The sequence below is a fragment of the Bilophila wadsworthia ATCC 49260 genome, from assembly GCF_000701705.1.
Classification (GTDB): Bacteria; Desulfobacterota; Desulfovibrionia; order Desulfovibrionales; family Desulfovibrionaceae; genus Bilophila; species Bilophila wadsworthia.
On record NZ_JNJP01000043.1, the window covers coordinates 1 to 11,906 of the forward strand.

Genomic DNA, 11,906 nt, shown 5'->3' on the forward strand with positions numbered 1-11,906 from the left:
CTCCAAACCTCCCCCACCCCCTTCAAAGACTTTCCCCCTTATCGAATCCCTCTTTGCAGCTTTCCCTGCGGCGGAACAGCTTGCCGCTTTTGGCTGATAGGCAATGTCTTGAAAGTGGGGCCCTGAAAAAATCTGCTTCAGGAAATGCAGGAGAAGGGAAAGAGCGCGAGCCGTGCTGGTGGCATTGAAAAAGGGAGGAAACATGTTCCCTCCCTTTTCACAAAGGCTAAAGGACGTTCAGGAGAAGGCTTCAAAAAAAGACGCCCTCCCCCGGTGAACTTACATTTGCTTGGCGTCCCGAAGCATTTTCACTGCGCAGAAGTTGCCGCACATGGCGCACGCTTCCTCATGTTTGTGGGGTTCGCGGCGCTTGTCGAGGATAGCGGGGTCGATGGCGGCTTCGCGCATGGCGGGCCAGTCAAGGGCCATGCGGGCCTTCGCCATCTTGGCTTCGCGGGCGAGCGCATGGGGGCGGCCAAGTGCCACTTCCCCGGCCTGCGCGGCCACGCGGGAAGCCATGATGCCCTGCCGCACGTCGTCCATATCGGGCAGGGTCAGATGCTCGGCGGGCGTCAGGTAGCACAGGAAGTCGACGCCCACGCGTACGGCCATGGCTCCGCCGATGGCTCCGGCGATGTGGTCATACCCCGGCGAGGAGTCGATGGTCAGGGGTCCGAGCACGTAGAGCGGCGCGCCGTGGGTCATCTTTTTGATGCTGATGATCTGCGCCTCGACTTCGTTCATAGGCACATGGCCGGGGCCTTCGATCATGCACTGCACGCCGTATTCGAGGCCGCGCTTGGCAAGCGCGCCGAGGGTCATGACTTCTTCCCACTGGGCGGCGTCGCCCGCGTCGCATCCCGCGCCGGGGCGCAGGCCGTCGCCGAGCGACAGGGTCACGTTGTACTTGCGGGCCAGTTCGAGCAGGCGGTCATACCCTGTCAGCAGCGGGTTTTCCTTGTCGTTCTTGAGCATCCAGCGGGCGAGGATCGAACCGCCGCGCGACACGATGCCAAGGGCTCGCTCGCCGCGTGCGGCCCATTCGGCCCCGCGCCGGGTCAGGCCGCAATGCAGGGTCATGAAGTCCACGCCCTGCTCCGCCTGCATTTCGACTTCGGCGAACAGTTCTTCGGGATCGATGTCGGCGGGATCGCGATCCTTGTCGATGTAGCGCTGCGCCACCGAGTACAGCGGCACCGTGCCGAGTGGCAGCGGCGTGCGCGAGAGCATATCCTTGCGGATCGCCACGAGATCGCCAGCAATGGACAGATCCATGACGGTATCGGCTCCGGCCTCCTGTGCGACTTCAAGCTTGCGCATTTCGCAGCCGGGGTGATTCTGGAAAGGCGAGGTCCCGATGTTGGCGTTGACCTTCACCCGGCTCGGCTGCCCGACGAGAATGGGCTTGACGTTGGCGTGATTGGGGTTGCCGAGCAGGACCATGGTCCCGGCTTCGATGGCCGAAGTGATGGCTTCCGGCGTCAATCCCTCGTACTCGGCCAGCGCGGGCAAATGCGCGGCGAGCAGGCCCTGAAGGGCCGCATTTTGAGTGATGATGGACACTAAAGACTCCTCATTGAATTTGCCGGGGCAGAAGAGCTCTCCGGCAGCTAAGGGGTACGGCTTCCGCTACCCGGCCATTGTGCCGCAGGAAACCGAACTCCGCAAGCGTTCAACGCGTATGATAAATCATTCTGCGCTGGTGTGCGGCCTTGCCTTCTCAGGCGTCCGGCTTTACTTTTTGGAGAAATGCAAGCAATCCGGAACGCGCTGCGCCCCTCTGGGGCAAGCGCGGAGCGCCGTCCGCGGCGTGCCGGAAAGGAGTTTCCCCATGCCTTCATTCTCAAAACTGCTGACAGGAGCCCTCATGAGCCTCTTCCTGGGAGTCGCGGCCGGGGCTGCGATCGCCGCCCCTTCGCCGTCATCCGGGGCTTCCGATATCGTCCCGGTCATCCCCGATCCGCTTTCCGGGAAAGAGGAGCAGGTCACTAAATTGCCCAACGGTTTGTCCGTGCTCATCCTGAAGGATACCCGCTTCCCCCTCGTCTCCACCCGCCTCTACGTGCACGCCGGTTCCTCGTATGAAACGCCGGATGAGGCGGGCATCAGCCACGTGCTCGAACATATGGTGTTCAAGGGCACGGACAGCCGCCCCAAAAGCGCCATCAGCCAGGAAGTGGAATCCGCGGGCGGCTATCTGAACGCGGCCACGAGCTATGACTATACGGTATACATCACCGACATGCCCGACCGCCACTGGAAGCTCGGCATGGACGTAGTCCGCGACATGGCCTTCCACCCCACGCTCGATCCGCAGGAACTGGAATCCGAAAAGAACGTCATCGTCGCGGAACTCCAGCGCGGCGAGGACGATCCGGGCAGCCGGATGTTCAAAACCCTGTTGGCGGATACGCTGAAGGGCACCCCGTACGATCGCCCCATCATCGGCTATGAGAAGACCATCCGCGCCCTGACCACGCAAAACCTGCGCGATTATATCACCAAGTACTACCAGCCGCAGAACATGCTGCTCGTGGTCGTGGGCAACGTCGATCCCGCCGAAGTGCTCGCCGAAGCGGAAAAAATGTTCGCGCCCTATAAGAATACCGCCCCGCTCAAGGAAGTCATGCCCTACGAGGCCGACCGCCTCCCCCTGCCGGGCAGCAAGCCCGCGCTGGTAGTACAGCCCGGCCCGTGGAACAAAGTCTATCTGGCCGCGGCCCTGCCCGTCCCCGGTTCGTCGAGCTACCAGTCCGCCACGCTGGACGTGCTGGCCTATCTGCTCGGCGGCGACCGCACCAGCCTGTTCTACAAAACCTATAAATACGAACGCCAGCTTGTGGACAGCATCAGCGTCTCCAATGTGGGCTTCGAGCGCATCGGCGCGTTCGTGGTCACGGCGGAGCTTGACGCGGACAAGGTGGAGCCGTTCTGGACCTCGCTCACCAAGGATTTCGCCGCGCTGGACGCTTCAACGTTCACTCCGGAGCAATTGGAACGCGCCAAGCTGAACCTTGAAGACGATCTGTACCGCTCCAAGGAAACGCTGTCCGGCCTTGCCTCCAAGATCGGCTACTTCCAGTTCTTCATGGGCGGCGATCAGGGCGAACGGAACGCCATTGAGGCGCTCCGCAACGTGGACAACGGTATGCTCAAGCAAGTGCTGGCGGCGTGGGTGCAGCCCGATCGCCTGACCACCGTGGTCCTGCCGCCCAAGGACGCCAAGATGCCGGACATGCAGGCCATCCTCGACAAGGAATGGAAGTCCGGGGCCAAGGCTTCCGCAGCGAAGACGGCGGAAGCCGGCAAGACCGAGGTCATCGATCTCGGCAAAGGCCGTACCGTGGTGCTCATCCCGGACAAGACCCTGCCCTACGTTTCCGCGAACCTGACCTATTCCGGCGGCGACGCGTTGCTGAAGCCTTCCGAACAGGGCCTCTCAGCGCTCGTCTCCAACGTGCTGACCAAGGGCACGGCGAAGCGCAGCGCTACCGAAATGCAGGCGTTCCTTGCCGATCGCGCGGCGGGGCTTGCGGCTTCGGCCGGGCGCAAGACCTTCTCCGTAAACCTCACCACGCCCGCCCGTTTCAACAAGGATCTGTTCGATCTGCTCGGCGAGGTGGTCACGGCCCCCGCGTTCAGCAAGGACGAAACCGCCCGCGGCATCAAGGATCAGCTCGCGGCCATCAAGTCCCGCGAAGACCAGCCCCTCGGGCTCGCCTTCAGGAAGCTGCCGCCCTTCCTCTTCCCCGGCAGCGTGTACGGCTACCTCCAGCTCGGAGAGCCGGAAAACGTGCAGAAATACGATGAGGCCCAGCTCCGCAGCTTCTGGAACCGCCAGAAGGCCCGCCCGTGGGTGCTCGCCGTGTCGGGCGATTTCGACCGCGATCAGATATTGGCGTTCGCCAAGAGCCTGCCCGCTCCCGATCAGAGGAAAGTGGACGTGCCCGTCCCCGCGTGGGGCACGAGGCCGGAACTCGACATCCCCATGCCGGGGCGCAATCAGGCCCACCTCATGCTGATCTTCAAGACCGCGCCCGATACCAGCCCGGATACGCCCGCGCTGGATCTGCTCGAAACGTCGCTCGGCGGCATGGGCGGCCCCCTTTTCCGTGATCTGCGCGACAAGCAGGGCCTCGGCTACACCGTGACCGCCTTCAACCGCCAGACCTCGGAAAACGGGTATATGGTCTTCTACATCGGGACCGAACCCGGCAAAATGGCGCAGGCGGAAGAGGGATTCAAGCGGATCATCAATAACCTGCATCAAAATCTCCTGTCGGAAGAGGATGTTAACCGGGGCAAGAACCAGCTCGAAGGCGACTACTACCGGAACATGCAAAGCCTCGGCAGCCGTTCGGGCGAAGCCGCGGCCCTGACGATGGAAGGCTATCCGCTCTCCTTCACCAAGGATCAAATAGAAAAGAGTAAAAACGTAACTCCTGAACAACTCAGGGAAATCGTCAAAAAGTACCTGGATGTCGACTCGGCATACACGATAAAAGTCTTGCCTTAATTCTCAAAGCACCCTATAGATTCGGTCGCGGGTTCGGAAACGGCCCCGCACCCGAATCCGCTGGTCGGATTTGTGGGGTTGCCTAGATAACGGCAGACAGGCCAAAGCCCGTTTTCCGATTATTTTGCGGCAGGGACGTTTTTTTGCTTGCCAAACCCAAATGGATTGTGTAAGAGCTAGTCCCTGTTGCTGGTGTAGCTCAACTGGCAGAGCAGCTGATTTGTAATCAGCAGGTTGCGGGTTCGAGTCCCATCACCAGCTCCAGCAAAAGCCATAAGGCTTCCGGTTCGCCGGTTGGAGCACAAGCGGAAGCGATTCCGCGCGCATCGACAAAAACAGATTGCAATGGCCCTGTTTTTGTCTTCCTAAAGTGGAGGGGTTCCCGAGTGGCCAAAGGGAACAGACTGTAAATCTGTCGTCGTGAGACTTCGGAGGTTCAAATCCTCCCCCCTCCACCAGATGAAAAAAGCTGACACGGCTGTAGGAGACAGGTAAAAACTGTCAGGGGACTACGGCATACAGGCGGGAATAGCTCAATGGCTAGAGCATCAGCCTTCCAAGCTGAGGGTTGCGAGTTCGAGTCTCGTTTCCCGCTCCACACCTGCCTCTTCCTCACCTCCCCCATTTCGCCGTGCCTAACGTATCGGGATGCCAGAGCGCTGCCAGATTGATGGCTAGTGATGGATGGTCTTGTGACGCCACAGGCTCTGTCCCATAAAAATCCGTTATCTTCTGCAACCAAGAAGGGAGACCGTCATGGGTAAGGAAAAATTTACGCGTACCAAGCCTCATATGAACATTGGTACTGTCGGTCACATCGACCACGGCAAGACCACTCTGACTGCCGCCATCACCAAAGTCGCTGCTATGAAGCAGGGCGGTAAGTTCATCGCGTACGACGAAATCGACAAGGCTCCGGAAGAAAAGGAACGTGGTATCACCATTTCCACCGCCCACGTCGAATACGAAACCGACAACCGTCACTACGCTCACGTGGACTGCCCCGGCCACGCCGACTACATCAAGAACATGATCACCGGTGCCGCTCAGATGGACGGCGCGATCATCGTGGTTGCCGCCACCGACGGTCCCATGCCCCAGACCCGTGAGCACATCCTGCTCGCCCGTCAGGTCGGCGTGCCTCACCTCGTCGTGTTCATGAACAAGTGTGACCTCGTCGACGACCCCGAACTGCTCGAACTCGTCGAAATGGAAGTCCGCGAACTGCTGAGCTCCTACGGCTACCCCGGCGATGAAATCCCGGTTGTCCGCGGTTCCGCTCTGAAGGCTCTGGAATCCGATAGCGCTGATTCCCCTGACGCCCAGTGCGTGCTCGAACTGCTCGCCGCTTGCGACAGCTACTTCCCGGATCCGGTCCGCGAAACCGACAAGCCCTTCCTGATGCCCATCGAAGACGTGTTCTCCATCTCCGGCCGCGGTACCGTGGTCACCGGTCGTGTGGAACGTGGCATCATCAAGGTCGGCGAAGAAGTCGAAATCGTGGGTATCCGTCCCACCGTGAAGACGACCTGCACCGGCGTCGAAATGTTCCGCAAGCTGCTCGATCAGGGCCAGGCCGGCGACAACATCGGCGCTCTGCTCCGCGGCACGAAGCGTGACGAAGTGGAACGCGGCCAGGTTCTCGCCGCTCCCAAGAGCATCACGCCCCACAAGAAGTTCAAGGCTGAAGTGTACGTTCTGTCCAAGGAAGAAGGCGGCCGCCATACCCCGTTCTTCACCGGCTATCGTCCTCAGTTCTACTTCCGTACCACCGACATCACCGGTATCATCGCTCTTGAAGAAGGCGTTGAAATGGTTATGCCCGGCGATAACGCTACCTTTAATGTCGAGCTCATTCACCCCATCGCCATGGAAAAGGGCCTCCGCTTCGCTATCCGCGAAGGTGGTCGTACCGTCGGCGCTGGTGTTGTGACGGAAATCGTGGAGTAAAGCCATGCGCGTCAACATCCTGCTCGCTTGCACCGAATGCAAGCGCCGCAATTACGCCACGGTCAAGAACAAGAAGAACACGACCGGTCGTGTCGAACTGAAAAAGTTCTGCCCCTGGTGCAGAACCCACACGGTTCACCGCGAAACCCGGTAGTGACTTCATAAACGCAGGGCAGTAGCTCTAACGGCTAGAGCGGCGGTCTCCAAAACCGCATGTTGGGGGTTCGAATCCCTCCTGCCCTGCCATTTTCATTTCTGCAGGAACGTATCATGACCAAGAAACCGACGACAGCACAAGAAGAAAAATCCGAAGGCATCGTTGCCAAGGCGAAAGCGTTCAGGAACTATCTTGAGCTGTCCAAGACTGAGCTTCGCAAGGTGACCTGGCCCACGGTCAAGGAAACCCGTACGACCAGTCTGGTGGTGTTGGCCTTCGTCGTTGTCATGGCGATCTTCCTCGGCGTTGTGGATCTCGGGCTCTCCAAACTCATCTCCTTCATTCTCGCTGCTTAATGGAGAAGCCCATGATCGAAGAAAACAATGCGTCCTCAGGGGCGGTCGAATCATCTGCCCAACAGTCCCAAGCAGAAGCAAAACCCGCGCAGTCAGAATTGACTGCGCAGGACATTTTGGCGGCGTCCACAGTTCAGACCGAGTTGAGCGCGGGGAACCAGGATACCGGGAAATCCCGCTGGTACATCGTGCACACCTACTCCGGCTTTGAACAGCGCGTAGAGGCCACCATCAAGGAAATGATGCGCAACGCCCAGGACAACGGCCTCATCCATGAGGTTGTGGTTCCGACCGAAAAGGTCATCGAACTGGGCAAAGGCGGTGCCAAGCGTACCACCACGCGTAAGTTTTATCCCGGTTACATCATGCTCCGCATGACCATGACCGATTTTTCATGGCACCTCGTGCAGAGCATTCCCAAGGTGACGGGATTTGTGGGCGGCAAAAACCGTCCCGCTCCCATGAAGGACGAGGAAGCGGCCCGCATCCTTTCCCTCATGGAAACCCGCCAGGAACAACCCCGTCCCAAGTTCAGCTTCGAGCGGGGCGACGACGTGCGCGTCATCGACGGGCCTTTCGGCGGCTTCAACGGCGTTGTTGAAGACGTGAACTACGACAAGGGCAAGCTTCGGGTGTCCGTGTCCATCTTCGGCAGACAGACTCCCGTGGAACTGGATTTCATCCAGGTCTCCAAGGGATAACGATTGCTTGCAGTCTGCGGCCCCATGTGCCGTATTAATAGAGGTTGAAAGACAATGGCCAAGAAAGAAGTTGCCAAAATCAAGTTGCAGATTCCCGCTGGCGCTGCGAACCCTTCGCCGCCGGTAGGTCCCGCCCTCGGTCAGCACGGCCTGAACATCATGCAGTTCTGCAAGGAGTTCAACGCCCGCACCATGGAACAGAAGGGCATGATCATTCCCGTGGTCATCACCGCTTATGCTGACCGTTCCTTCACCTTTATCACCAAGACCCCGCCGGCCGCCGTGCTGGTAATGAAGGCGGCCAAGGTGGAAAAGGGTTCGGGCGAACCCAACCGTACCAAGGTGGGCAGCATCACGATGCAGCAGGTTGAAGAGATCGCCAAGCTGAAGCTCCCCGATCTCAACGCCAACGGCATGGAAGCCGCCGTCAAGTCCATCATGGGTACCGCCCGCAGCATGGGCATCGAGATCAAGTAAGGATCTCCACCGCGTCAGTCGTACTGCCCTTCCTTGCATCAAGGATTCGGCAGGAGATGTTGGAAGACCAGCTTTTGAAAGGATAGAGCAATGCCCTTCGGGAAAAAATATCGTAAGGCGGTAGAAGGCCTCGACCTCTCCCAGCGCTTCTCTGTAGAAGAAGCCGTGGAGAAGTCCCTCGGTGCCTCTTTCGCCAAGTTTGACGAAACTGTGGACGTGGCCATCGGCCTCGGCGTTGACCCCAAATATTCCGACCAGATGGTCCGTGGCGCCGTCTCCCTGCCTCATGGCCTGGGCAAGACCGTTCGCGTGGCCGTGTTCTGTAAGGGCGAAAAGGAAGCCGAAGCTCGCGCTGCCGGCGCCGACATCGCCGGTGCGGAAGAGCTCGTCGCGAAGATCAAGGAAGGCTGGCTGGAATTCGACGCCGCCGTCGCCACTCCCGATGTCATGGCCCTCGTCGGCCAGGTCGGTCGTGTGCTCGGCCCCCGCGGTTTGATGCCCAATGCCAAGACCGGCACTGTGACCTTCGACGTCGCCACTGCCGTTAAGGAACTCAAGGCCGGGCGTGTCGACTTCAAGGTCGACAAGGCTGGCGTGCTCCACGCCCCCCTCGGCAAGGTTTCCTTCGGTCCCGAAAAGATCCTTGGCAATCTCAAGGCTCTCGTCGAGACCGTGAACCGCCTGAAGCCTTCCGCGGCCAAGGGCACCTATATGAAGAACATGGCTGTCTCCACCACGATGGGCCCCGGCTTTAAGGTGGACATGACCTTGATCAAAAAGTTCATCGAAGGCTAACCCCTTTGAGAACAAAAACGGTCCGCTAGGACCGTTTTTGGCAATGGATTGGGAATTCGAGTCGAAGACGGCAGGCGGGGAAACCCTCAATCATGCCTGCTCAGACGCTTTCTTTGGCTCGGCTTTCCACTGCGAAGATTTTGAACGAATCTTCGAGCAACCCCTAACGTGAAGGAGATTCACGTGAATAGATCTGAAAAAGCTGCCCTGATTGCGCAGATTAAGGCGAAAGCCGACGCTGCCTCTTTTGTGGTAGTGACAGATTTCAAGGGGATGACGGTGGAAGAGCTGACGCGGCTCCGTGCGAAACTCTATGAGTGCGGCGGCGAGTATCTCGTCGTCAAGAACACGTTGGCCCGCATCGCCCTCACCGATGGTATGCATGATTCCGTTAAGGACATGTTCAAGGAAAACTGCGGCATCGCCCTGACCTCTCAGGATCCGGTGGCGGTCGCCAAGGCGGTTTCCGAATTTGCCAAGACCAGCAAGCTGTTTACTGTTCGCCACGCCAGCCTCGAAGGCAAGATGCTCTCCGCCGCCCAGGTGGACGCTCTCGCCAAGCTGCCCGGAAAGCAGGAACTCCTTGGTCAGGTCCTCGGCACCATGAACGCCGTGCCTACCAATTTCGTCTCCCTGTTCGCCAACATGGTTCGTCCTCTTATGTACGCCCTCAAGGCGATCGAAGAGAAAAAGGCTGCCTAGGCAACCCGTTAAACACCCAAGCCAAAGTCTCAAAGGAGCAATCCCATGGCCGTTACCAAAGAAGAAGTTGTTGAATTTATCGCTAACATGACCGTGCTCGAACTCTCCGAATTCATCAAGGAACTCGAAGAAAAGTTCGGCGTGTCCGCTGCCGCTCCCGCCGCTGCCATGATGGTGGCCGCTCCCGCTGAAGCCGCTGCTCCCGCTGAAGAAAAGACCGAATTCGACGTCATCCTGAAGTCCGCCGGCGCCAACAAGATCGGCGTCATCAAGGTTGTCCGCGCTCTGACCGGCCTCGGCCTGAAGGAAGCCAAGGACAAGGTTGACGGCGCTCCCTCCACCCTGAAGGAAGCCGTGTCCAAGGAAGAAGCCGAAGAAGCCAAGAAGCAGCTGGTTGAAGCCGGCGCTGAAGTTGAAGTGAAGTAAGTTCACTTTATACGCGCTTTCAAAGGCGGTGCGGGTTTTCCCCGCGCCGCTTTTTTTATTGCACGAATTGGAAGGAGAACCTTTCAGAAGAGAGGCTTCACCCTCACCCTCCAATTCTCCATTCTTTCTAGGCTTTCGCCCCATCGAATCCCTGTCCGCAACGTTTCCGGCTCCCAAAGGAGGGTATCGGTGATTCCGGAGCGCATCAGAAAGAGAAATTGCCTAGAGTCATTGGAGAAAAGCGGGATATCCAGCCGATAGCCGACGCCCGGCCTCCCCTCCTGCCGGAAAGGGAAAAGAAGGGAATCCGGGACGCGCACGCCTCAAAGGGATATGGGAGAAAGGCCGGGAAAACAAAGGGGAAAGGCGGGCCTCAGCGTTACCGTCAATCCTGCCCCGGCGGCTCATCATCCTTCCCCATAGAACGCGCTGCCAGCCAGCACGCGCCGCCGAAACAGATGAGGGCACCGGCCATAAGCATCAGCACCAGCCACAAGATGATTTCATTGTGGGGAAAACTGTCCACGAACAGCAACAGAACGAAGAGGCAGGCAAGCCCGATTTTCAGGATGGCCAGGCCAAACAGCCTCCCGGGCCTCCCTCTGAGCCCGGCACCGATACAGGCCCCAAAAGCGATGATGGCCAAGGCCCCAAAAAAGATGCCGAAAACACTGTCCACGCGTACCTCCCGGTGAAAGATGAAGCGAGGAGCCTCGTTCTTCCTTTACGGAGTGGGACCGCCGTACCGCAAGAGAGTGGAGGCGAACTCAGGGAAACAGGGCAAGGGGACAATGGCTGTCCAGACACAGCCATTCCGGAAAAGGGAGTACAAGAAAACACACCTCAAAGCTCATGGGGAGAGTTGCGGAGGTCGGGAAAACAAAGAGCAACCTGCGGGCTGTTCAGCGTTGCCGCCAGTCCCACGGCGTTTTTTCCACTCCCTGCCTCTTCCGGCGCGCCGCCAGCCAGCACGCACCGCCAAAACAGAAAACGCCCCCGGTCATCAGTATCTGCAGCACCCAAGCGAACAGCCCGTAGCCGTCACGGTATGTCGTGAAGGTCAAAGCGCCGTAGAGCAGACCGGCAAGCCCGAGCGCAAGAGTGACGAGCCCCAATCCCCTGCCGAAACGTCCTCTGAATGCGGCGCCGATACAGGCTCCGAAAACAAGCGGCACGCCCAGGGCAAGAAAAAAAACGATAAACTGACCGTCCATGCGCACCTCTCTGGTCGTTCCAGAACATTCGAGGAAAAAAGGAAAGAAAGCTTCCTGTCCGGTATCTCCCGTTCACATCTTGGCGCCCCACGCCAAGCGCCCCCGCACATATACCAAGGTTCTCTTTCCTTCTATGGCGAAAGTCCTCTCTTGGCAAAGCTGAGGGGAGGTGCGGTATGCCGCTTTTAGGGACTCAGTCGTCGGACGGAAGCGGCCCGTCGTCCGTTTCAAAGTCCTTACAGGATGAACGGAGAAGCCTTGAAGAAAGGGAGGGACGGACTCCCGGCAAGGAATCCCCCTTCTCCCTTTCCCCGGGCTCACAGCCTTTCCACTATTCAAAAACCATGCCCCAAATGAAGATTTTTCGCTTTGTGAGGAAAAAAAGCTTGCCTTTATGACGATTCCTTCTTATCTTTTCGAATTCACGCGACACGAACCAGAGGTGGTATCTGTTCCAATTTTTTGAACTAACACGGGTATCATCAGTCGACAACAGCCCTCCGGATCTTCTGGAGGGTAACTATGTTGTCGACCTTGTTGCGTTTTTTATACATGATTGATTCCGAGAGCGCGCAACCCGAGCACGTTCCGGCTTTTGCCGACCAACCTTCT

The 11,906-nt window shown here is 58.7% G+C and carries 13 protein-coding genes and 4 tRNA genes; 13 read left to right on the forward strand and 4 right to left on the reverse strand.

The window, feature by feature from the left end:
* Both T370_RS25710 and thiC read right to left on the reverse strand, forming a co-directional pair.
* A partial coding sequence (locus T370_RS25710) for a hypothetical protein (RefSeq protein ID WP_034506539.1) occupies positions 1–204 on the reverse strand: 204 nt, incomplete at its 3' end.
* Between the two features lie 75 nt (positions 205–279).
* A complete protein-coding gene (gene thiC, locus T370_RS0113845; protein WP_005027866.1) occupies positions 280–1,563 on the reverse strand; it encodes a phosphomethylpyrimidine synthase ThiC in 1,284 nt (427 codons plus the stop codon).
* Between the two features lie 304 nt (positions 1,564–1,867).
* Between thiC and T370_RS0113855 the strand changes: the two genes are divergently transcribed.
* The 13 genes from T370_RS0113855 (at position 1,868) to rplL (ending at position 10,080) form a co-directional block, all read left to right on the forward strand.
* Entirely contained in the window at positions 1,868–4,516 is a 2,649-nt protein-coding gene (locus T370_RS0113855; protein WP_029436060.1) for a M16 family metallopeptidase, read from the forward strand.
* 188 nt (positions 4,517–4,704) lie between these two features.
* A tRNA-Thr gene (locus T370_RS0113860) sits at positions 4,705–4,780 on the forward strand.
* A gap of 108 nt (positions 4,781–4,888) precedes the next feature.
* Positions 4,889–4,974: transfer RNA gene (locus T370_RS0113865), tRNA-Tyr, on the forward strand.
* Between the two features lie 64 nt (positions 4,975–5,038).
* Positions 5,039–5,114 (forward strand) — tRNA-Gly (locus tag T370_RS0113870).
* Positions 5,115–5,272: 158 nt separating this feature from the next.
* Positions 5,273–6,466 (forward strand): elongation factor Tu, encoded by a 1,194-nt coding sequence (gene tuf, locus T370_RS0113875; RefSeq protein WP_005027869.1) that lies wholly within the window; start codon positions 5,273–5,275, stop codon positions 6,464–6,466.
* Between the two features lie 4 nt (positions 6,467–6,470).
* Positions 6,471–6,620, forward strand: a complete 150-nt coding sequence (gene rpmG / locus T370_RS0113880; RefSeq protein ID WP_005027871.1) for a 50S ribosomal protein L33 — start codon at positions 6,471–6,473, stop codon at positions 6,618–6,620.
* A gap of 15 nt (positions 6,621–6,635) precedes the next feature.
* A tRNA-Trp gene (locus T370_RS0113885) sits at positions 6,636–6,712 on the forward strand.
* Between the two features lie 24 nt (positions 6,713–6,736).
* Positions 6,737–6,979 carry a preprotein translocase subunit SecE gene (secE, locus tag T370_RS0113890; RefSeq protein ID WP_005027873.1) on the forward strand — a complete coding sequence of 81 codons (243 nt, stop codon included), beginning with the start codon at positions 6,737–6,739 and terminating at the stop codon, positions 6,977–6,979.
* Positions 6,980–6,990: 11 nt separating this feature from the next.
* Entirely contained in the window at positions 6,991–7,680 is a 690-nt protein-coding gene (gene nusG, locus T370_RS0113895; RefSeq protein ID WP_005027874.1) for a transcription termination/antitermination protein NusG, read from the forward strand.
* A gap of 54 nt (positions 7,681–7,734) precedes the next feature.
* Complete coding sequence (gene rplK, locus T370_RS0113900; RefSeq protein ID WP_005027875.1) at positions 7,735–8,157, forward strand: 50S ribosomal protein L11; 423 nt, start codon at positions 7,735–7,737, stop codon at positions 8,155–8,157.
* Positions 8,158–8,247: 90 nt separating this feature from the next.
* Positions 8,248–8,952, forward strand: a complete 705-nt coding sequence (gene rplA, locus T370_RS0113905) for a 50S ribosomal protein L1 (protein ID WP_005027877.1) — start codon at positions 8,248–8,250, stop codon at positions 8,950–8,952.
* A 183-nt stretch (positions 8,953–9,135) separates the two neighbouring features.
* Positions 9,136–9,654: a 50S ribosomal protein L10 gene (gene rplJ, locus T370_RS0113910; protein ID WP_005027878.1), complete on the forward strand. Its 519-nt coding sequence runs from the start codon at positions 9,136–9,138 to the stop codon at positions 9,652–9,654.
* A 45-nt stretch (positions 9,655–9,699) separates the two neighbouring features.
* Positions 9,700–10,080, forward strand: a complete 381-nt coding sequence (gene rplL, locus T370_RS0113915; protein ID WP_005027879.1) for a 50S ribosomal protein L7/L12 — start codon at positions 9,700–9,702, stop codon at positions 10,078–10,080.
* A gap of 385 nt (positions 10,081–10,465) precedes the next feature.
* Here the strand turns inward: rplL and T370_RS0113920 are convergent, their stop codons facing one another.
* Both T370_RS0113920 and T370_RS0113925 read right to left on the reverse strand, forming a co-directional pair.
* Entirely contained in the window at positions 10,466–10,759 is a 294-nt protein-coding gene (locus T370_RS0113920) for a hypothetical protein (protein WP_005027883.1), read from the reverse strand.
* A gap of 223 nt (positions 10,760–10,982) precedes the next feature.
* A complete protein-coding gene (locus T370_RS0113925; RefSeq protein ID WP_051643849.1) occupies positions 10,983–11,294 on the reverse strand; it encodes a hypothetical protein in 312 nt (103 codons plus the stop codon).
* Between the last annotated feature and the right edge of the window lie 612 nt (positions 11,295–11,906).